This is a genomic window from Pontibacter roseus DSM 17521 (genome assembly GCF_000373265.1).
In the GTDB taxonomy this organism is placed as follows: Bacteria; Bacteroidota; Bacteroidia; order Cytophagales; family Hymenobacteraceae; genus Pontibacter; species Pontibacter roseus.
Genome location: NZ_KB890767.1, coordinates 303,590 through 324,275, shown reverse-complemented (window position 1 = coordinate 324,275; position 20,686 = coordinate 303,590). Strand labels below are relative to the sequence as shown.

At 54.1% G+C, this 20,686-nt stretch carries 21 protein-coding genes; 9 read left to right on the top strand and 12 right to left on the bottom strand.

From position 1 onward, the window contains the following. The first annotated feature begins 96 nt into the window (after positions 1-96). The 3 genes from accD to B051_RS0117905 all read left to right on the top strand — a co-directional run bounded on the left by accD (position 97) and on the right by B051_RS0117905 (position 3,029). Entirely contained in the window at positions 97-996 is a 900-nt protein-coding gene (gene accD, locus B051_RS21620; RefSeq protein WP_051080685.1) for an acetyl-CoA carboxylase, carboxyltransferase subunit beta, read from the top strand. Positions 997-1,268: 272 nt separating this feature from the next. Next, positions 1,269-2,036, top strand: coding sequence for an OmpA family protein (locus tag B051_RS0117910; protein WP_245539659.1), 768 nt, complete (start codon positions 1,269-1,271; stop codon positions 2,034-2,036). A gap of 327 nt (positions 2,037-2,363) precedes the next feature. After that, positions 2,364-3,029 (top strand): OmpA family protein, encoded by a 666-nt coding sequence (locus B051_RS0117905; protein ID WP_026236501.1) that lies wholly within the window; start codon positions 2,364-2,366, stop codon positions 3,027-3,029. A 111-nt stretch (positions 3,030-3,140) separates the two neighbouring features. On the opposite strand, the gene B051_RS0117900 is transcribed toward B051_RS0117905, so the two are convergent. Together B051_RS0117900 and B051_RS0117895 are read right to left on the bottom strand one after the other, a co-directional pair. Continuing rightward, positions 3,141-3,800 carry a DUF2238 domain-containing protein gene (locus tag B051_RS0117900; RefSeq protein WP_018479601.1) on the bottom strand — a complete coding sequence of 220 codons (660 nt, stop codon included), beginning with the start codon at positions 3,798-3,800 and terminating at the stop codon, positions 3,141-3,143. A gap of 142 nt (positions 3,801-3,942) precedes the next feature. After that, the gene (locus B051_RS0117895) at positions 3,943-4,632 is read right to left on the bottom strand and encodes an MBL fold metallo-hydrolase (RefSeq protein WP_018479600.1); all 690 of its coding nucleotides are present in this window, start codon (positions 4,630-4,632) and stop codon (positions 3,943-3,945) included. A 210-nt stretch (positions 4,633-4,842) separates the two neighbouring features. On the opposite strand from B051_RS0117895, the gene B051_RS0117885 reads away from it, so the two are divergent. Beyond that, on the top strand, positions 4,843-5,550 hold the full coding sequence (locus B051_RS0117885) for an endonuclease III domain-containing protein (protein ID WP_018479598.1): 708 nt from the start codon (positions 4,843-4,845) through the stop codon (positions 5,548-5,550). A gap of 10 nt (positions 5,551-5,560) precedes the next feature. On the opposite strand, the gene crcB is transcribed toward B051_RS0117885, so the two are convergent. The 5 genes from crcB to B051_RS0117855 form a co-directional block, all read right to left on the bottom strand. Further along, a complete protein-coding gene (gene crcB / locus B051_RS0117880) occupies positions 5,561-5,932 on the bottom strand; it encodes a fluoride efflux transporter CrcB (protein WP_018479597.1) in 372 nt (123 codons plus the stop codon). Positions 5,933-5,978: 46 nt separating this feature from the next. Continuing rightward, entirely contained in the window at positions 5,979-7,499 is a 1,521-nt protein-coding gene (locus tag B051_RS21615) for a potassium/proton antiporter (RefSeq protein WP_018479596.1), read from the bottom strand. A 357-nt stretch (positions 7,500-7,856) separates the two neighbouring features. Then, a complete protein-coding gene (locus B051_RS0117865) occupies positions 7,857-8,357 on the bottom strand; it encodes a DUF421 domain-containing protein (protein WP_018479594.1) in 501 nt (166 codons plus the stop codon). A 115-nt stretch (positions 8,358-8,472) separates the two neighbouring features. Then, entirely contained in the window at positions 8,473-9,243 is a 771-nt protein-coding gene (locus B051_RS0117860) for an arylamine N-acetyltransferase family protein (protein ID WP_018479593.1), read from the bottom strand. Between the two features lie 75 nt (positions 9,244-9,318). Beyond that, positions 9,319-10,224 (bottom strand): S66 peptidase family protein, encoded by a 906-nt coding sequence (locus B051_RS0117855; RefSeq protein WP_018479592.1) that lies wholly within the window; start codon positions 10,222-10,224, stop codon positions 9,319-9,321. Between the two features lie 163 nt (positions 10,225-10,387). Here B051_RS0117855 and B051_RS0117850 point away from each other — a divergent pair, with 163 nt between their 5' ends. Further along, entirely contained in the window at positions 10,388-11,926 is a 1,539-nt protein-coding gene (locus B051_RS0117850) for an AbgT family transporter (protein WP_018479591.1), read from the top strand. A gap of 70 nt (positions 11,927-11,996) precedes the next feature. Here the strand turns inward: B051_RS0117850 and B051_RS0117845 are convergent, their stop codons facing one another. Next, positions 11,997-12,599: a porin family protein gene (locus B051_RS0117845; protein WP_018479590.1), complete on the bottom strand. Its 603-nt coding sequence runs from the start codon at positions 12,597-12,599 to the stop codon at positions 11,997-11,999. Between the two features lie 363 nt (positions 12,600-12,962). Here B051_RS0117845 and B051_RS0117840 point away from each other — a divergent pair, with 363 nt between their 5' ends. Beyond that, the gene (locus B051_RS0117840; protein ID WP_018479589.1) at positions 12,963-13,421 is read left to right on the top strand and encodes a hypothetical protein; all 459 of its coding nucleotides are present in this window, start codon (positions 12,963-12,965) and stop codon (positions 13,419-13,421) included. Between the two features lie 66 nt (positions 13,422-13,487). Here the strand turns inward: B051_RS0117840 and B051_RS0117835 are convergent, their stop codons facing one another. Then, a complete protein-coding gene (locus B051_RS0117835; protein WP_018479588.1) occupies positions 13,488-13,883 on the bottom strand; it encodes a RidA family protein in 396 nt (131 codons plus the stop codon). Between the two features lie 178 nt (positions 13,884-14,061). Here B051_RS0117835 and B051_RS0117830 point away from each other — a divergent pair, with 178 nt between their 5' ends. Then, on the top strand, positions 14,062-15,039 hold the full coding sequence (locus B051_RS0117830; RefSeq protein WP_018479587.1) for a radical SAM protein: 978 nt from the start codon (positions 14,062-14,064) through the stop codon (positions 15,037-15,039). Between the two features lie 110 nt (positions 15,040-15,149). Further along, the gene (locus tag B051_RS0117825; protein ID WP_026236500.1) at positions 15,150-15,671 is read left to right on the top strand and encodes a gamma carbonic anhydrase family protein; all 522 of its coding nucleotides are present in this window, start codon (positions 15,150-15,152) and stop codon (positions 15,669-15,671) included. 1 nt (position 15,672) lies between these two features. On the opposite strand, the gene B051_RS0117820 is transcribed toward B051_RS0117825, so the two are convergent. The 3 genes from B051_RS0117820 to B051_RS0117810 all read right to left on the bottom strand — a co-directional run bounded on the left by B051_RS0117820 (position 15,673) and on the right by B051_RS0117810 (position 17,975). After that, positions 15,673-16,128: a hemerythrin domain-containing protein gene (locus B051_RS0117820; protein WP_018479585.1), complete on the bottom strand. Its 456-nt coding sequence runs from the start codon at positions 16,126-16,128 to the stop codon at positions 15,673-15,675. After that, positions 16,125-17,456, bottom strand: a complete 1,332-nt coding sequence (locus B051_RS21610) for a hemolysin family protein (RefSeq protein ID WP_018479584.1) — start codon at positions 17,454-17,456, stop codon at positions 16,125-16,127. The genes B051_RS0117820 and B051_RS21610 overlap by 4 nt, the downstream gene beginning before the upstream one ends. Positions 17,457-17,663: 207 nt before the next feature. Next, complete coding sequence (locus B051_RS0117810; protein ID WP_018479583.1) at positions 17,664-17,975, bottom strand: hypothetical protein; 312 nt, start codon at positions 17,973-17,975, stop codon at positions 17,664-17,666. Between the two features lie 461 nt (positions 17,976-18,436). Between B051_RS0117810 and B051_RS0117800 the strand changes: the two genes are divergently transcribed. Next, positions 18,437-20,662 carry a protein-disulfide reductase DsbD family protein gene (locus tag B051_RS0117800; protein ID WP_018479581.1) on the top strand — a complete coding sequence of 742 codons (2,226 nt, stop codon included), beginning with the start codon at positions 18,437-18,439 and terminating at the stop codon, positions 20,660-20,662. The last annotated feature ends 24 nt before the right edge of the window (positions 20,663-20,686 follow it).

Genomic DNA, 20,686 nt, shown 5'->3' with positions numbered 1-20,686 from the left:
AGGCCATATTGTATTGCATACTGCTGTAGGTATAAGTATTGCAGCGTATGGCGGAGCAACCATTTAAAGTGCTGCATGCACGCCCGAATTATTATGATGCCTTGGTTCAAACGAGTAGAGAAAGGAATTAACACGCCAACGGAGGAGAAGAAAGAAACCCCGGATGGGCTGTGGTTCAAATGTCCCGAGTGTAAGACGGTGACCAGCATGGCCGAGCACCGGAAAAACCTGAACACATGCGTGAAGTGTAACCACCATGACCGCATCGGCTCCAAAGAGTATTTCGCCATCCTGTTCGACGACAACAAGTTTACGGAGATGGACGAGGACATGACCTCTGGCGACCCGCTGCACTTCGTGGATTCAAAGCCATACCCGGAGCGCACCGTCGCCACGCAGCGCAAGACAGGTCTGAAAGACGCTGTGCGCACGGCCTACGGTAAGTCAGGCGGTATCGACATCACCATCGCTTGTATGGATTTCGCCTACATCGGCGGTTCCATGGGCTCTGTGGTGGGGGAGAAGATTGCCCGCGCCATTGACCACGCCCGCAAGAATCGCACTCCGTTCCTCATGATTTCCAAGTCAGGTGGCGCGCGTATGATGGAGGCCGGCTTCTCGCTGATGCAGATGGCCAAGACCTCTGCCAAACTGGCGCTGCTTTCCGAAGAGAAACTGCCTTATATATCACTGCTCACAGACCCGACAACGGGTGGTGTGACAGCCTCCTACGCCATGCTCGGCGATTTCAACATCGCAGAGCCGGGTGCGCTGATTGGCTTTGCCGGCCCGCGCGTCATCAAAGAGACAATCGGGAAAGACCTTCCGAAGGGCTTCCAAAGCGCGGAATTCGTGCTGGAGCACGGCTTCCTGGACTTCATCGTGAACCGCAAAGAGCTGAAGCAGCGACTGAATGATTTGCTGGGCATGCTGGCCACTGCGAAACCAGAGGATGAAGCCGCTGCTAAGGCTAAAAAGTCTGTCAAGACTTCTTAGAATTGCACTGAACACGGCTCAGCAAAAAAGCCTGCCCTCACCAGATGGCAGGCTTTTTTGCTGATTACAGGCTGGTTTTTGCTAAAATAGCAAGCCAGTTGGGAAGCTTGTATATGAACTTTTTTCTGTGAGAGAAGTAATAGTTTGGGTAAAGCACAATATTGTGCCTAAGTTTGGCATTAGTATTGCAAACAGGCGACTGGTGCTGTGTGGCACCGCCTTTCGGGCACTACTATCAACTAAACAATCAATCATTAACACAATCCAACACTATGAAATTCGTAAAACTATCGTTGACATCCATGCTCGCAGTGACTATGCTGTTTTCTTCCTGCCAGAGCACACGCCCAACCGCATCCGGTACCGGCGACACGTCAACCACCACAGGAACAAGAACTGACACCAATACAAGCACAACCGGAGAAGAGAAGAAAGGCATGAACAAAACCACCAAAGGTGGTATCATCGGTGCCGGCTCCGGTGCAGTGATTGGTGGCGTGATCGGTAACAGAATGGGCAACACGGCTGCGGGTGCCATCATCGGTGCCGCCGTGGGTGGAGCCACAGGCGCCGTAATCGGTCGTCGCATGGACAAGCAGGCCGAGGAGCTGGAGAAGAGCATGGAGAACGCTAACGTAGAGCGCGTAGGCGAGGCTATCCGTGTAAACTTTGACTCAGGTATACTGTTCGCCGTGAACTCTGCTGAACTGAGTGCTGCCGCCAAGAAAGACATCAGCAAACTGGCCGAGACCTTGAAGAAGTACGAAGGAACAAACATCATCATCGAGGGCCATACGGACAATACCGGTGGCCGTGAGCTGAACCAAGGTTTGTCTGAGCGCCGCGCGCAGTCTGTTGCCAACTACGCCCGCACGCTTGGTGTAGATGCCTCGCGTATGGAGGCCAAAGGCTACGCCTTCGACCAACCGATTGCAGATAACACAACGGCAGAAGGCCGTCAGCAGAACCGTCGCGTGGAAGTTATCATCGTGGCGAACGAAGAGCTGAAGAAAGCTGCTGAGAGCGGCGAAATCAAATAACCCAAAGGCTTCAATAGCCAGTAAAAGAATCGCCTGCCAGCATACCTGGCAGGCGATTCTTTTTTACCCAGTCCGGATAGCCCTGGGTTATGCAGAGGCCCATCTACCCCATAACATGTTGCAGCGCGAACCCATAAAAAATTTACAACGTAAAATATACAGTATAGTAGATATAAAGTGTTGTACATCAGCTGTGAGCCAGCCACAATACCTGCAACCGTCAGGAAAGGGGTGGCACAAATGAAGGGCGAATACAACATTTCGCCGGCTTTTGAGTATGATGTTCGTAATCTGATAAGTAGTAAACAGATAATTAAAAACAAAATCATGAAGAATATTAGAATCTATTTCGTAGCCTTTGCCATGCTTTGCGTGCTTTTCACTTCCTGTAATGCCAGCCGCACCGCTAAGGGTGGTGCCATTGGTGCCGGTGGCGGTGCCGTGGTAGGTGGTGTGATCGGTAGAGTGGCTGGTAATACGGCTGCGGGTGCCATCATTGGTGCCGCGGTGGGTGGCACAGCCGGTGCCCTCATTGGTCGCCGCATGGACAAGCAGGCCGAGGAACTGCGCCGCGACCTGGAGAACGCGAAGGTGGAACGAGTGGGCGAGGGTATCAAAATCACGTTCGATGCCGGTATCCTGTTCGATGTGAACTCCGCTGAGCTTCGCTCCGCTGCGCAGACAGACATCCGCCAACTGGCCGAGACTCTGAAGAAGTACGAAGACACCAACGTCATCATCGAAGGGCACACGGACAACACGGGTTCAAGAGAGTTGAACCAACGCCTTTCGGAGCGACGTGCTGAGTCTGTGGCCAGCTATACCACCGCTCAGGGCGTGGCTCGTAACCGCATCACCACCCAAGGCTTTGCCTTCGACCACCCTGTGGCAGACAACTCAACTGCAGCCGGACGTCAGGCGAACCGCCGTGTAGAGATAGCCATTTTCGCGAATGAGAAGATGAAGAAAGCCGCGGAGAGAGGCGAACTATAAGCAGAACCTATAACGGAAAAGCCCGCTGTGCCTCAGGTGCAGCGGGCTTTTTTGATGTCTATACCTCAAGGTATAGCTTAGTCAACTTACCAGAATATAGCGTGAAAGGCTTCAATTTACCGCGCGTTGCTTCTTGTGTCTGTGGAGGAGCAGCGCCAGCCCCAAAGCGATGGCTGCGCCCAGCGTGGCCAGTGCCATGTCCTTCTGCGCATCCCAGATGTCTCCCTGCATACCTAAAAAGGCCATACCCTGTTCATTGCCGGCGTATACCAGGTCAGCCACTGCCCATTCCAGAATCTCATATAACGCACTCAGCGAGAGCACCAGCAGAAAGGGGAGTAGGTAATTGAGCATGCGGTTCAGCCGGAAACCATAGGCCGATACCTCATGCATCGGAAAAGTGAGCAGCAGGCCAAATCCGAAGTGCACGAAGCGGTCGTAGTGGTTGCGGGCGTGGCCGTTATGCTCTTTCAGCCACTCGCCAAAGGGGTTCTCCGGGTACTGGTATTGGCTGCCATACACGTGCAGGAGCAGAAACAGGAAGATAAGGGTATAGCTGGTGTCGGAGAAACGGAATATATTGTAGAACGCCGCTAGCACAATCACCAGTGAGAGCGTCAGCACGTTTTCCAGAAGCCAGTTGGATAGGTCAGGGGTGGTAAAACCAGAGTATGCCCAGAACGTCGCGAAAAGAGCCGCATACGCCATGTGCAGTGGCCTGCGCAGGAAAGGCAGCTTCTTGTCGGGGTCAACGGACATTGAGATGGTCATCGGCTTTCGGGGCTTTGGAGGTTGTCGGAGCATTAACCTTCAAGTAGTACACCAGTTTTGCTGAAATTGATACGTGGCTATACCTGAAAAGCATGCCTGAAACGAGCGGCAGGTATAGCCAAGTCAAAAAGACACTGCCGCGCTAGGCCATCAGGTCCTTCTGGTAGAACACCAGCCGGATGGGGTTGTCCGGTGGGTTCTGCGTGGGGTCGCAGTGGTAACCGAACATGTCTACCCCGTTGAGGTAGGGCAGCAGCTTCTTGTAATAGGTATGGCCCGTATTCTCGGGGTTGAAAGTGATGTCGTGGTACACGCAGGTAGGAAGGGAGGGGAGCCGGCTCAGCTTATCGAAGAGCGCCTCAGGCTTTCCCAAATCACCGGAGTACACGATGCGGTACTCGTCCTCAAAAATGTAGGCGTAGGTCTGCAGGCCTTCTGAGTGCTGTCCGTAGGTGTCCACCACCCGGATGCCGTCAAACTGCTCCAGTGGCACAAAATCGGCATACTTGTCAGGGTCTTTGACCTGCACCTTCAGGAACTCGTACAGTTGGTTTTTGAACTGCTCCGACGGGTATAGGATGACGGGGCGTTCGGCCTTCTCGACGATGCTTTTGTGCAGCAGCAGGTTGGCCAGGCTGCCACAGTGGTCGTTGTGCAGGTGCGTGATGAGGATGTGGCTCACCCGGTGCATGAAGTTCTTCTGCACCAGCGTCTGGTACACCGTGAAACCGCAGTCTATGAGCAGGCACTTCCCCCTGAACGTCAGCAGAGCGGCGGAGTTGAGATAATCTATGTCGAAAGCGCCACCTGTTCCTAAGAATTTAATTTTCATCAAGTTGTGTCTTCTTTTTTCCGCTATACCTGCTAAAAGCTACAGGTATAGCGGAAACAGGAATATTTTGTTTAGCAATATTATATTATTTCTTTGGATAGGTATGGAAGATGCCGTTCAGTATGCGACCGTACGCCATACCTGAAGCAAAGGAAACGCCACCGTGCAGACTGCCGTTAAGGAACAGCAGGACCATGGCTATTTGGAACGATGGAAGAACACGAACTCCCGCCGCAGGAAAAGACGATGCGCACGCACGAGATGCTGAACCAGGAATACAAGGTGCTGACCCTGGACAGCAGGCGCACACCCATGCACGAGCTCATATCCACCATGCTCTCGCACCGGACCAACCACGCCGATGAGGTGAATGCGTACAATACCATGTTGGAGCGTTTTGGTGATTGGGAGGGGGTGCTCCAGGCTTCCGAAGAGGAGTTGGCTGATGCCATCAGCACGACGCGCTATCCGGGCCAGAAGGCGCCGCAGATACAGCAGACGCTGCGCATCATCAAAGAGGAGCGGGGTGACATCAACATCGACTTTCTGGCGGACATGCCCCTGGAAGAAGCCATGGCCTGGCTGACCCGCCTGCCGGGAGTGGGCCCGAAGACTGCCACCTTGCTGCTGCTTTTCAACTTCAAGAAGCCGGTGCTGCCCGTTGATACGCATGTGTTCCGGGTGAGCCAGCGGGTAGGGCTGATTGGGGCGAAAGTCACCGCCAACAAAGCCCACGACATCCTGCTGGACATGCTGCCAAAAGATGCCACTACGCTGTTCAACTTCCACAAACACCTGTTCTGGCATGGGCAGAAGGTATGCACCTGGTCCTACCCCAAGTGCGAAAAGTGCGTGCTCAGCGGCCTCTGTAACTACTACAACGCTGTGCGGGCGAAAGGTATAGACAGGGCAGCCTAAGGTATAGCCCTCACCTCGTCAAGGCCAAACCCACCCAAACTGCAAAGAGGCTCACCAGAATGCTGGCAGCAATGTAGAGGAAGGCCGTAAAGGAGTGGCCCGACTGGAGCAGGTTCACGTTTTCAGCAGCGAAAGCCGAGAAGGTGGTATAGCCACCGCAGAAGCCCGTCACGAGGAAGAACCTGACATCCGGGTTCGCCCATGCCTGCCGTTCGAAGAGGCCGAGCAGCAGACCGATTGCCAGGCACCCCACCACGTTCACAGCAAACGTACCCAGCGGAAAAACGGCCTGTACATGCTTCGCCACCAATGCGGATGTCAGGTAGCGAAGAGCGCTGCCGATACCGCCTCCGATACCTACCAGAATGATTTCTCTTGTCATAAGGACTGTTTCGTTCTATGGGCTCTGCTGTGCAACAGCTTCCTTGTCAGAGAATGGGTGTGGTTTGTACTGGAGCGCCGCTGTTGCCGAGGTTCTGCATGGTCTGCATGAGTGCTTCGCGGTCATCGGTTATGATGAGCACTTTGTCGTCCTCATTCAGAACGGTTTTGCCTTTCGGTACGAAGTACTTGTTGTCGCGCTTGACCATAACGGCGAGGGTCTTGTCGGGCAGGGGCAGGTCCATGAGGCGGTTGCCGTTGGCCAGCGCCTGGGCCGTGATAGTGACCTCGGTGGTGACAGACTTTATCTCATCGGAGAACTCCACGTCGAAGTCCTTGAGTTTCTGGAGCTCCCGCGGGTGCTCGGCCAGTCCCAGCCACACGGCCACCTTGGGTAGGGACGTTCCCTGCACCACCAGCGAAACCAGTGTGCAGAAGAAGACGATGTTGAACATGAACTGGGCGTGCGGTACATCCGCGGCCAGGGGTAGGATGGCGAAAATGATGGGCACAGCCCCCCGCAGGCCCACCCACGAGATGAATACTTTGTCCCGGAAGCCCATTTTGCGGAAAGGCAGCATGCACAGGAACACGCTCAGCGGACGCGTCACGAAAATCATCAGAAAACTGATAATAAGGCCCGGGATGATGATGGGCACCAGTTCACGCGGGTTGACCAGCAACCCCAGTGTGAGGAACATAATCAGCTGGCTCATCCAGGCCATGCCGTCGAAGAAGTTGAGTGAAGAACGCTTGTGTACGAAGCGGGAATTGCCAATCACCAGCCCGCCGACGTAGACGGCCAGATAGCCGTTGCCCTTGATGAAGTAAGTGGCCGAGAAGATAAAGATACAGACCGTGAAGACCAGAATGGGGTATAGTGAGGCGTTGTCGATGTCGAGGCGATTGATGAGGCGCACAGCCAGCCGCCCCAGCAGGTAACCGGCCGCCCCCCCGACAACGAGTTGCATGAGCAGCATGCCGCCAGCCGCCCAGTAGTTGGGGCCGGACTCCGCCTGAAGTATACTGATGAGGGTGATGGTGAGGATGTAGGCCATCGGGTCGTTACTGCCGCTCTCTAGTTCTAGCATGGGCCGCAGGTTGTTCTTGAGGTGCAGGCTCTTGGAACGGAGAATGGAGAAGACCGAGGCTGAGTCGGTAGAGGACATTGTGGCGGCCAGCAGCAGCGATGCGGTGAAACCTATACCCGCCGACTCCACGGTCATACCCAACACCCACCAGATGGCCAGGCCCGTCAGCACGGCCGTCAGTAATACTCCGATGGTGGCCAGTATAATTCCCTGCGCGATGACGGGGCGGATGTCGGCGATTTTGGTGTCCATGCCGCCCGAGAAGAGGATGATACAAAGCGCCACCGTACCGATGATTTGTGCAATCTGGATGTTCTGGAACTCGATGCCCAATCCGTCGCTGCCCGAGAGCATGCCTACCGACAGGAACAGCAACAAAGCCGGTACCCCGAATTTATGGCCAGCCTTACCGGCCAGAATGCTCAGGAAAAACAAGATGGAGATAGAAAATAATACCAGCTCTACGTTTATGACCATGTACTACAAGGTTAATCAGTGAAAGAAATAACGCCGAATTGGCACAGCTTGCCAACGTACCCCTACAAATATAATCAGAAATCGCCAAAGGACCTGCCGTCAGGGTGCTGCTATGGCGGAGAAACAAGCCTTTTCTGAGGCCTACGAAGTGCTACTACGAAGCGTTTGGGAAAGAATGCCTGATGCTGCTTCTGGAGATGACTTATTTCGTGGTAGTGTTCTGTAGCGTGGTGCAGGGCCTGTCGGTGGGCAAGGGATTGGGTAAGGTGCTAACGTAAGGCCGAGCATCCGCTTGAACAGCAGCGCCATACCATTGACCGCCGGCACAGGTATAGCCGATGCCGCCAAGGCGTATTGTTACCTGTCTCCGTTTTTGCTGATGAAGCTGATGTGCCCGTCTCCTTCCACAAAGGCTGCCTTGATGATTTGTATATCCTCTATACCTTCTCTCCGGAGGTGGTCCATCAATTCCTCTTCAGTGAGAGACTCGCGGCGCATGTTGCGGCGCAGCAGTTTGCCGTTTTTAACCACCTGCAGCGGCGGGGACGAAACAAGCCTCTCAAAAAAGGGGAAGTGGTAGCTGAGCGTATTGACGGTATAGTTCCAGGCCATCAGGGTCAGAATCATGATGAAGCCTTCGGCGATAGACTTGTAACCGCCCATGGAGTGCGTAGCTGCCTCTGCTATCAAAAGAACGAAAATCAAATCCATGGTCGCCAATTCTCCGCCGGTTCTGCGTGGCAGGATGCGGAGGAAAACGAGTATACCCAGGTATAGGAGCGAGCCCCTCAGAATCAGTTCTAGGATAGGCTTCTCTACAGAGAAGAGTTTGGGAAGGTCAATCTGCAGTATTTCCATGCTTTGCTGCGTTTGTGGAATGAGGTGGATACCGTATTAAGCCAGTCGCTGAAGCGACTGGTAAGGTATACGCGGAATTGACACCCTCGCATCCGGAACGCGAGGTGTAGTCACCCTACCTATCTCCGGCAGCTGGTTTCACGCCAAAGTATTTCCAGAGGTATGCTTCGTATTCGGCTGCGTCCTGTAGCGTGACCTCCTGGGTGATACTGCCTTCCTTCAGCTTGAGTTTGTTCTCTGTGAGCGTGATTCGGCCGTGTTCGGTAGGAAGCGTAATCATTCTCCGTTGCCGGAAGTGGGAGCGGGAATCGGACTGGTGAAAGCGGCACATGCCGGCGAATTCCTCAAATGCCCTCTCTGCCTTCCGGAAGATGTATTCGGGCCGGACTTCGCCGTTCTCCACGCGGATTACCCGGTAGTAGTCCGCATCGTGCCTGTCGAAGCGGTAATCGCCCCGCGCATCGGCTTGCACCTGGCCCAAGACTAGCTTCAGCGGCGCGAAACTGAATTCCCCGAACCCGACATCGGCCAGGTACTCTTCCCCCGCTATCGTCACGAGTAAGGCCATGTGGTCGTACTCCGGCGTATAGGTGCCTTCGCCTGCAGCGTATACCTTGGCCGAAATCCGTTTGGCCTCAAACCCGAGTGCGGTGAGTAATTGGAAGAATAGCCCGTTGAGCTCGTAGCAGAACCCGCCCCGCCTGCGCCCCACGACCTTATCGTAGATTCTTTCCACATCGAGTTCAATCGGGACGCCGGCGTGGATGTCCAGATTCTCGAAAGGCACGGCCAGCAAATGGGCTTTCTGCAGTTGCTGCAGCACCTCGAGGGTCGGCTTCAGTTCACCGGTATAGCCAATGCGTTCCAGGTAAGCTTTGTGGTCCATATGGTCGGGGTTACGCTCTATTCTTATAACACGATTATACTTCGGGAGGAGCGATTTATGCTTTCCGCCACAGTCTTACGCCTGACCAGCCTGTATATACGTCAGCCGCGTGCCTTGCTGAGTCACTTCCAGCCTTGCTTTTCGGCCGCAGACTAGGGCCAGGTTGTCGGGCTCGTGACCTGTCGGGAAGCCGAAGCAGACTGGGTAGTCGAATTTGCCGCTGTGCTCCGCGATTATTTCGTAGGCGTCTTTTCCGAAAGGTATGGCGTTGTCTTTCATGTCGCTGAAATGGCCCACTATGAGGCCGGCTAGGTCATTTAGTTTTCCGGCGCGGACGAGGTGCACCATCATGCGATCGACGCTGTAGAGGTATTCATCCACATCTTCTAGAAACAAAATCTTGCCTTTTGTGCTGAAATCGGAGCGGGTGCCGGAGACATTGTGCAGCAAGGCCAGGTTGCCGCCAATCAGTTCGCCTTCGCTTGACCCGGCTCTGTTGAAGGGGTGCGCAGGCGCATTGTAGCTCAGTTCCTCGCCGAACAGCACCCTGCGCAGGCTGTCGAGCGCGGCTTCAGTGCCCTTTGGGAAAAGCAGCGGCATGATGCCGTGCACACTCTGTATACCTAGGCTGTGGATGTGGCAGAGCAGGGAGGTGATGTCGCTGAAACCCACCACCCACTTGGGGCTTTTTTCAAACCGGCTGAAATCGACCTGGTCCAGAATCCGGGTGGTGCCGTAGCCGCCGCGTGCACAGATGATGGCCTTGATGTCGGGGCGGTCGAGGGCCTGTTGCAGGTCCTGCAGCCGTAGGGCATCGTCGCCGGCAAACACGCCGTACTGGGCGCCCACTGTAGGGCCTACCTCCACCTCCAGCCCCCAGCTTTGCAGCACCTCAATGGCTGCAGCAATGTCTTGGTGGCTGATGAGCCGGGCAGTGGCGATGATGGCGACTTTGTCACCGGGCTGGAGTGGCGTGATCATAGTAAGGTTGTTTTGATGATAAACGAAGGTATGGCTTTTTGCTAAAATTTGCGAGTTGCCGATTTTTTGGGCAAATTCGGCAACTCGTTTCCTGGGGCCCACCCATACCTGGCGCCTATACCTGAACAGGCGCTGTGCAGGCAGGAACCCAAAAAATCTTTTTATGACGCAACTTCAGAAGAAAAAGTCAGGGATTGATAGATTCCTGTCGGTGATTGAGCGAATCGGCAATGCCCTGCCACACCCCGCCACGCTGTTTGCAGGCTTTGCGCTGCTCATCATTCTCTTGTCATGGATTGCCAGCCTGTTTGATATGGCGGTAGTGCACCCGGGTACCGGCCAGACCATAACACCGGTCAACCTGCTCTCCACCGAAGGGCTCCACATGATTCTGACGCGCATGGTGACCAATTTCACCGATTTCGCTCCGCTGGGCACCGTGCTGGTGTCGTTGCTGGGTATAGGTATAGCCGAGGGAACGGGCCTGATAGGCGCGGTGCTACGCCTCGTGGTGCTGGCATCGCCGAAGCGCCTGCTCACCTTTGTGATTGTGTTTGCGGGCGTGATGTCCAACACGGCCTCGGAAGTGGGCTATGTGCTGCTGGTGCCGTTGGCAGCGGTCATCTTCCTGGCGGCTGGGCGCCATCCACTGGCAGGTTTGGCAGCGGCTTTTGCCGGTGTGTCGGGTGGCTACAGCGCCAACCTGCTGCTGGGCACCGTGGACCCGCTGCTGGCTGGACTCTCTACGGAGGCGGCCCGCATCATTGACCCGGAATATACCGTGAACCCTGCGGCCAACTATTACTTCATGTTCGTGTCTACTTTCCTGATTGCCGCGCTGGGTACTTGGGTGACGGAGCGCGTGGTGATTCCGCGGCTGGGGGAGTACACCGGCGACGAGAAACCACAAAGCATTGACCGCCTCAACCGCGATGAGAAGCGTGGTATACTCTACGCTACCATTGCCGTCGCTCTGTCCACTGCCTTTGTGTTGGGTGGCTTGCTGCCGGAGAACGGCTACCTGCGTAACCCGGAGACAGGCGAAATCCTGAACTCACCGTTCATGTCAGGTATAGTGGCCTTCATTTTCCTGCTGTCTGCCATTGCAGGTATAGCCTATGGTATCGGAGCCAAAACCATCAAGAACGACAGCGATGTGATGCGCGGCATGTCCAAATCGATGGAGACGCTCGGCTCTTACATCGTGCTGGTGTTCTTCGCGGCGCAGTTCGTGGCCTACTTCAACTGGACCAACCTGGGGCTGATTCTGGCCATCAACGGGGCGGACGTGCTGCAGACGATGGGCCTGAGTGATATTCCGCTTATGATCATGTTCATTCTGGTGGCGGCTACCATCAACCTGGTAATGGGTTCTGCCTCGGCCAAGTGGGCCATCATGGCGCCTGTGTTCATCCCGATGTTCATGCTGCTGGGCTATACGCCGGAGTTCACGCAGACCGCCTACCGCATTGGCGACAGCGTGACCAACATCATCTCTCCTATGATGTCCTACTTCGCCCTGATTGTGGCCTTCATACAGCGCTACGACAAGAAAGCAGGTATAGGAACGGTGATTTCCACCATGCTGCCCTACACCATTGCCTTCTTCATCGGCTGGACCATCCTGCTCATCATCTGGATACTGCTAGGCTTGCCGGTAGGTCCGGGCGCGGAGATGTACATGCCGCAGCCGCAGCCTTAATTAGATTTCTGCCAAATAACACAGAGCCGGTGCAATCGCTGCACCGGCTCTTTTCTTTCTAGGCTATACCTTAAAATAACTTCAGGCCGAGGCTGAGGAGGAGTTGCTCATTCGCTAGGTCGTAGTTGCTCTGGTTAGCGGTGTTGTCGTAGCTGTTGTTGATACGCTCGTAACGCAAGTCCACAGAAAGGCGCTGGATATCCAAGCCGACACCTGCCTGGTAGCCCCAGTTGGAGTTCTCTAGGAAGCTTTTGATGTTCTGTCCGTCCTGCCTCGCACTCAACAGCATGGAAGCAACTGGGCCAGCCTGTATGCGCACCAGGTTCCCGATGCTCACACCGGCCATCACAGGCACATCCAATCGGTTGAAGGTAATTTCAGACACCTGGCTAACGATGGTCGCGTCTGGCCTCGACTCCAGCTTACCGCCCGTCTGTGTGAAGATGGCCTCTGGTTGTAGGAAAAGGCCTAAAATGTTGACGCGAGCAAAGGCACCGGCGTGGAAGCTGGTCACAGACTCTTTTTTAGCATACTGCAGTGGGTTATTGGCCACATCGCGCACGCCCACGCTTGAGGAGCCGACACCTGCTTTGACGCCACCTGTCAGAAACTGCGCCTGTGCCGCCGTGCCCAAGGCGAAAATGGTAATTATGGTTATGATGAAACGCTTCATAGCTATCTTTTTAAGTAAAACATTGTTATCCAGCCTCTGCAGGCAAGGGTATAACGTTTCGGTGATAGCTATTTAGTACGTAACCCTGTAAATATAGGGTATAATGCGTGGTTTCGTGGTATTATGCTAATAATTAGCTGTGTTCTTGTAGAGGTATTCCAGGACGAACTCAGGAAAAAGTGTCCTATTTGTACTTGCTGGAATTGTTTAAATGATGATGTTTCACACTTTTGACAAGCTTCAAATAGAATTGGCAAGGACTAGCAATAGTATGGTAGTATCTTCTTTAATATTTTTAAGTCGTTGCAACCTTCAGGTTTATTGGCGGGTCATGTAATAAAACCAACCTTTAAGATGCATCATATGAAGCTACTACTACGCTCATTCACTCTACTCTTTGCCATTGCCTTTGCAGCAGCTTGCGACTCTGAGAAGGACGATGAAGTAACACCCCTCGACTTTACCGGAACTTGGCAGTTAGTGGAGTACGATGCTGGGCTTTCAGGAGTAATTGTGCGTGAAGAGGATTTGACCTATCAGGAGTATTATACTCTGTCCGCTGATGGCACCTTTCGTAAGTCACGCTCGACAGGAGCGGAGGGCACAGGAACCTATACTTTACAGCAGATTGATGGAGAGACGTATGCCGTACTTACCTATGAAGAAATAAAGGAAAGCGCAGACAGATTCCCATTAGACCTCAGCTGTAAGCCTAACCATAGTTATCTGTCTCTGAAGTCTACAGACGTATTATCTGAGAATGGCTTAGCCTGCGATGCCCCGCATAGTATATACAAACGCGTGAAGGCAGGAAACAAATAAAGAAGTTCAACAAGCCTCCTCTTGGCCTATGTCCCTGGTTCACCTCAGAAACATAGGCCTTTTCATTTAGCCAGCTTTCGTTCCTACTATCGCCGTCGCCTCTATCTCCACCAACTGCTCCGGGTGGATGAGCGCCTTTACCTCCACCATGGTGGATGCCGGTTTTATTTCGCGGAAGAACTCCCCGTGGGCGCGGCCTATTTCCTCCCATTGGCTGATATCAGTCACATAGATGCGGGTGCGGATGACGTCTTGCAGCGTAGCTCCCGCCTCCTGCAGCGCCCTTTCTATCTTCTGCAGGATGTATTTGGTCTGTTCGTAAGGGCTGCCTATCCCTATTATCTCGTCTCCATGCGTTGCGGTAGTGCCGGCCACTTCCACCACGTTGCCGATGCGCACGGCACGGCTATACCCGATGATGTCTTCCCAGACGGCGCCGGAGGATACGTTCTGTCTTTCCATGGAAGTTCAGAGTTTGGGAGTTAGAAAGTTAGGTATTACGTTCATCTTCAGGTATGCTGCAGGTAGTGACCCAACGAATATCAAACAACAATTGAGAATAGACGAGCAGCAATCAGCAACTAAGGATAAATATACTCACCCATAATTCCTAATTTAGCATTCCTAACTTCCCCAGAAGATGCGCCTGACCAGTAAACCTGTGCTTTGCAACTACTACGTTACCTACCGCTGTAACGCAAAGTGCTCGTTCTGCGACATCTGGGAGAAGCCTTCGCCCTACATCACGCTAGAGGACGTGGCTCAGAACCTGCGCGACCTGAAGCGGCTGGGCGTGCAGGTCATTGACTTCACGGGCGGCGAGCCGCTGCTGCACCGCCAGATAGACCAGTTCCTGGGTATGGCGCACGACATGGGCTTCATCACCACCCTCACCACCAACGGCATGCTCTACCCCAAACTGGCGGAACGGCTGAAAGGCAAGGTGGACATGCTGCACTTCTCGCTGGACTCCGCCCATAAGGAGGAGCACGACGCCGGCCGGGGTGTGGCCTGCTATGATTTCGTGATGGAGTCGATACAAGTGGCCAGGCGGCTGGGAGAGCGCCCTGATATCCTGTTTACCGTATTCCGGCACAACCTGGACCAGCTGGAGGAGGTATACCGCACCATCACGCAGCCCAACAAGCTCATGCTCATCATCAACCCGGCCTTTGAATACAATGCCGTGGCTGTGGGCGAGCAGCTGACGGAGGAAGAACTCAAATACCTGAGCGACTTCGGAAAACGCAAAGGCGTATACCTGAATGAGGGCTTCGTACAGCTGCGCCGCGACGGCGGTAACCATGTGAATGACCCGGTCTGCAAAGCGGCTAGCACCACACTGGTCATCTCCCCGGAAAACGAACTGGTGCTGCCCTGTTACCACTTGGGTGCAAAAAGCTTTTCCATACAAGGCAAACTGCGCGAGCTATACTTGAGCCCGGAGGTGGAGGCGCTCAAGCAGCAGGAGGGGAGGCTGCCGGAGTGCGAAGGCTGCACCATCAACTGCTACATGCAGCCCAGCTTTGCCGTAGAAGTGAACAAATACTTCTGGAAGGCCTTGCCCAGCACCCTCAAATACAACCTGCACAAAGGCACCTGGAAAAGGATGATTTAATTGTTTGAATTGCTGAATTGTTGTAATTTAATTTTACGCATACCCTTTAGGTGCCTGTGAGATGCAGCCATGCTAGAACTCTCTAACTTCTAAACTCTCAAATCCAGAATATGCCTGTAATACTTCCTGTGAAAGGTATAGCCCCGAAGATGGGCGATGACTGTTTTGTGGCGGAGAACGCCACCATTGTAGGGGATGTGGTACTCGGAAACGCCTGCTCTGTGTGGTTCAATGCCGTTATCCGCGGTGATGTGAACGCCATACGTATTGGCAACAAGACCAACATTCAGGATGGCGCCGTCATCCACTGCACGTACCAGAAAGCCGCTACCACTATTGGCAGTAACGTGTCCATCGGGCACAACGCTATTGTGCATGGCTGCACTGTGGAGGATAATGTGCTCATAGGTATGGGGGCCATCGTGATGGACAACGCGCTGGTGCAGAAGAACTGCATTGTGGCGGCAGGGGCCATTGTACTGGAGAAAACCGTATGTGAGTCAGGCTACATCTACGCGGGTATACCTGCCAAAAAGGTGAAGCAGCTGAGCCAGGAGCAGATATATGGTTTGGACAAAGTAGCCAACAACTATGTGATGTACAGCGGCTGGTTTACGGGGCAGGAGGTATAGCCTAGAGCAGGTGCTGCTCAATCTGCTCCTTCAGGAGCTGCAGCGTCTCCTCGGGGAGCTCTTCCTGCAGCATCTGGAAGAAAATCCGCTCCTCGGTGCGGATGTGCTGCTCCAGCAGGCGTCCAATTTCGTCTAGACGGGTCGGCAGTTCTGGAGTAAGGGCTGTGGGTAAGGACAGGATAAGCTGTTTCAGCTGCCGGTGCTCCGCTTCCAAACCTTCGGCCTGTCGCGCTAAATGGGGCGCTGCGACCTTGGCTGTTTTGAAAACCGTGGCCTCTTCCAACGTGAAATGCGGTTGCAGGTGCTCTTCCCAGAACTGAAGCAGGTAAGCCAACTTGCCGTCTACCGACTCGGGCATGCCTTTGTAAGGCGGGGCACCGTGCTGCAGCAGCCTGGCCGTCAGGAGTCCGCCGTGGTGCTGCCGGGAGAGGGGAATCAGGCTGTCGTGCCGCTTCATAGGTCTGTGGTCTGTGGTGAAATACTGGCGTGGAACTCCTCCTTCACCTTGAAAAGCACCCATTCCACTCGTCTGTCCGATTTCTCCAGCACGCGTATCTCGTACTCATTGAAGTCAGACAGCTCGTTCAAATCCTCGGGTATGTGGCCGTACACCATCGTCACGAATCCGCCCACAGTCTCGTAGTCTTCGCCTTCCGGCAGCGGGAAAGGCAGGTAGTCATTCGCATCCGATACGTTGGCGCCACCGTTCACCCTGTACTCAAAGTCGCTGAGGCGCTCCACAATAGGGGCCTCCTCGTCGTATTCGTCCTGTATCTCGCCCACCAGTTCTTCAATGATGTCTTCGATGGTCGCTATACCTGACACCCCTCCAAACTCATCCGTCACGATAGCCATGTGCATGTGGCGGCGCTGGAACTGCTGCAACAGGCGGTTTATTTTCTTCGTCTCTGGCACAAAGTAGGCCGCACGCATCAGTTTCTCAATGATAATCGGCTCATTCAGGCGCATCATACTCAGGATATCCTTTACATACAGCACCCCCACAATGTTATCGATAGAGCCATTGTACACGGGCAGGCGCGAATAGCCCTCCTCAAAAATAATCTCCATCAGCTCATCCTCGGCGATGTTCACATCAATGGCCACCATACGCGTGCGGGGCACCATAATCTGCTTCACCATGCGCTCGTTGAACTCAAACACGTTCTCCAGCAGCTCATGCTGCGAGTCCACCAACACCCCACCTTCGGCGCTCTGCTCAAACAGGAGGCGCAGCTCCTCCGCAGAGTGTACCTCAGAGCCGTGCACGGGCCGTATGCCCATGGTGCGTAGCACCAGGTTGGCAAAGCCGTTCAGCAGCCAGATAAACGGGCGGAAGAGATAGTAGAAGAAACGAAGTGGCAGGGTAATAGCCAAGGTAGTGGCCTCGGAGCGCTGAATGGCCAGCGATTTAGGCGCCAGCTCACCAAACACGATGTGCAGCACCGTGATGATGGCAAAGGAGATAGGCAGCGCGATGCGATGCGCCAGTTCCTCGCCTCCCCTGAAGCCAAAGAGCTCCATTATGTTGATGACAATCTGTGATACCACGCTCTCGCCTATCCAACCCAAGCCCAGTGAGGCCAGCGTTATACCCAGCTGCGTGGCCGAGAGGTAGGCGTCGAGGTGGGTGAGCATGTGCTGGGCCATGCGGGCCATAGAACTGCCTGCCTGCGCGCGCAGTTCAATCTGGGAGGACCGGACCTTGACGATGGCAAATTCCGCGGCGACAAAGAAACCGTTGAGTAATACCAGGAAGATAGTGAGTAAGATGTTCAGAATCATAGAGTATCTCAGCAGTTTTGCTACCTGCGGCGTAAAATTAACTTAAAATACGTGCTTTTGCTATATATGTATAGCCTGCGCGGCAGAATACCTCCCGGAAGCCACAATAGCACCTTTTACCTACCATAGAAAGCTGTGGCCTATACCTGCCCGTAAACAAGAAAAGGTGCCGCAAGGCACCTTTTCTTGTCAAACACTTCTCAGGTTTCAGGAAAGAACACGCATAGTAGGTGCCTGGGCGGTGCTAAACAACTCGCGGGCATTGGCAGGGGACAGGCGGTTTAGGAAAATAGCCTTGGCCTGCTCTTCCGATATCAACTTGTATGGATGCGCTGAGGAAGTGTCCTGGAAGGGATTGCAAAAAGAGTAGATGTACTCGTTAGAGAATGTCTTATATACGATATGGAAGTTGTGCTGCTCGTCGCGCACCAGCTTGATGGCCTTGAACGAGTGGCCAAACTCCTTCCCGCATTCTGTTTTAAGGGTCGTTGTTTCTTGTGGCTGAAAGTTTGGGTTCATAGTTTAGGTTGTATAATTAATCCTGTAGAAAATATACACAAAGAAAGGCTTATTAATTCCGATAGCAAAGGATATCTTTCTCCTAGTTCGTGAACAGCTCCAAACAGAGGGTGAACGGACTGATGCTGATTTTCAATGGCTTAGTAGGCAAGCATACGGTGTGTACAGGCCGTAAGGAGGAGCAGGAGGTATAGAGGATGAGAGGTGATGCAGTTGAAACACGAAGAAACCAGAGCGCGGGGCGGTGTGTTATCTATAGCGGCAGGATGAACATTGGAAGGCGGCAGCCTGTTTTATGTCTTCAGAAAAGGGAAGGTATAGGCAGACGACTGTCGCTTTCGATTAAAATTGCCTACTTTTGTGACGCGCAAAACAAGGACAAGTTGTTGGAGCGCAACAGTCTGTCCGCGAGCCGGTGCAGCCGTTAACAGGCTCACCCATACCTAAATGATGAACACCCTATGAGAAATAACCTGAGGCAATTGCTCTCCGTCCTGTTCCTGGTGCTGATGGCCGCTGCTGCGCAGGCCCAGGTGCTGAAACCAGCCTCCTGGAGCTACGACGTCTCCAAGAAAGAGGTGGCAGTAGGCGAGGAGGTCGAATTGATTTTCAACGTGAAGATTGACAAGGACTGGTACTTGTACTCTACCGACTTCGACCCGGACCTGGGACCCATGGTCACCGAGTTCAAGTTCGCCAAGCACCCGTCCTACCAACTAGTGGGCAAGACAAAGCCAGTCAACCCGAAGAAGAAGTACGATGAGCTCTGGGAAGGAGAGTATACCTACTTTGTGGGTACAGCCCAGTTCCGGCAGAAGGTAAAGGTGCTGCAGCCCAACCTGGAGGTGAAAGGAACCTACGAGTACCAGGTATGCACCGACATCGACGGCAAGTGCATTCCGTTTGATGATGAATTCAGCTTCACCAACTCCCAAATCAAGGTAACGGCTGCCACAGGCGCGGTCACCTCACCAGCCAATGCCCCCGTCGATGCTTCTTCCTCCGCCATAGAGAAGGCGCCTAAGCAAGCCACCACACAGGCCTCCGCACCCGATGGCTTGGATACCTCGCTGCCGCAAGACGTACGCGAGGACACATCGCTTCTAGCTGAAGACTCACTGGATGCGGCTCCCTTCAGCGATACGGCCGCGGCGACAAACGATGTGGTAACACCGGCTATCACGGGCGATAGCGGTGCTACCGGAGAGGCCGAAAGCCTGTGGACCTTCATGCTGGTGGCTTTTGTGTTTGGCTTGGGCGCCCTGCTCACGCCCTGCGTCTTTCCTATGATTCCGATGACGGTGAGCTTCTTCACGAGCGGCAGCGCCACCCGCGGGCAGGCTATCTTCAAAGCGCTGCTCTATGGGTTTTCCATCATTGCCATCTATACCTTGGTGGGTACCATCGTGGCGAAGCTGTTCGGGGCCGACGGAGCCAACTTCATCAGCACGCACTGGCTGCCCAACCTGATTTTCTTCGCGGTGTTCATCATCTTCGCCATGTCCTTCTTCGGTATGTTCGAAATCACGCTGCCCAGTTCCTTTCTCACCAAAGTGGATGCTCAGGCGGATAAAGGAGGCATTATTGGTGTTTTCTTCATGGCCTTCACGCTGGTGCTGGTGTCTTTCTCCTGTACCGGCCCCATTGTAGGCAGTATATTGGTGGCCTCTGCCGGCGGTGAGACGGTGCGTCCGGTGGTGGGGATGTTTGGCTTCTCCCTGGCCTTTGCGCTCCCCTTTACCTTATTTGCTATTTTCCCATCCTGGCTCAACAGCCTGCCCAAGTCCGGCGGCTGGCTAAACTCCGTGAAGGTGGTGTTGGGCTTCATTGAACTGGCGCTGGCGCTCAAGTTCCTGAGCATTGCCGACCAGGTTTACCACTGGGGCATACTGGACCGTGAGGTATACCTGGCCCTCTGGATTGTCATCTTCACGCTGATGGGCTTCTACCTGCTGGGCAAGCTCAAGTTCTCGCATGACTCGGATGTGAAGCACATCAGCGTGCCGCGTCTGATGCTGGCCATCGCTACCTTTGGTTTTGTGGTGTACATGATACCGGGTTTGTTTGGTGCTCCGCTCAAGGCCCTGTCTGGGTACCTGCCGCCGCAGTCTACCCACGATTTTGACCTGAATTCCATCGTGCGGCAGGGGAACAGTGGAGGAAGCGCCGCCACTACAGTAGCCTCCAATCAGCTGTGCGAGACGCCTAAATACGCCGATTTCCTGCACCTGCCGCATGGCCTGCAAGGCTACTTTGATTTGGAGCAGGCAAAGCGTTGCGCTGCTGAGCAAGGCAAGCCGATTTTCATTGACTTCACGGGGCACGGCTGCGTGAACTGCCGCGAGATGGAGGCCAACGTGTGGTCGCACCCGGAAGTGCTCAAGCGCCTGCAGGAAGATTACGTGATTGCTGCCCTATACGTGGATGACCGGACAGAGCTGCCGCAAAGTGAGTGGTATACCAGTTCCTACGATGGCAAAGAGAAGAAAACCATCGGCAAGAAGTACGCTGACTACCAGATAACCAAGTTCAATGTGAACGCCCAGCCGTATTATGTGCTGATGGACGAGAACGAGAACATGCTGGTGCAGCCCATCGCTTACGACCTAAGCGTGGAGAACTTCGTCAAGTTCTTGGATGCGGGCGTGGAGGCCTACAAAGCAAAGCAACAGGTGGCTCAGAAGTAACGCCGCATACCTCGTGTCGTGTGC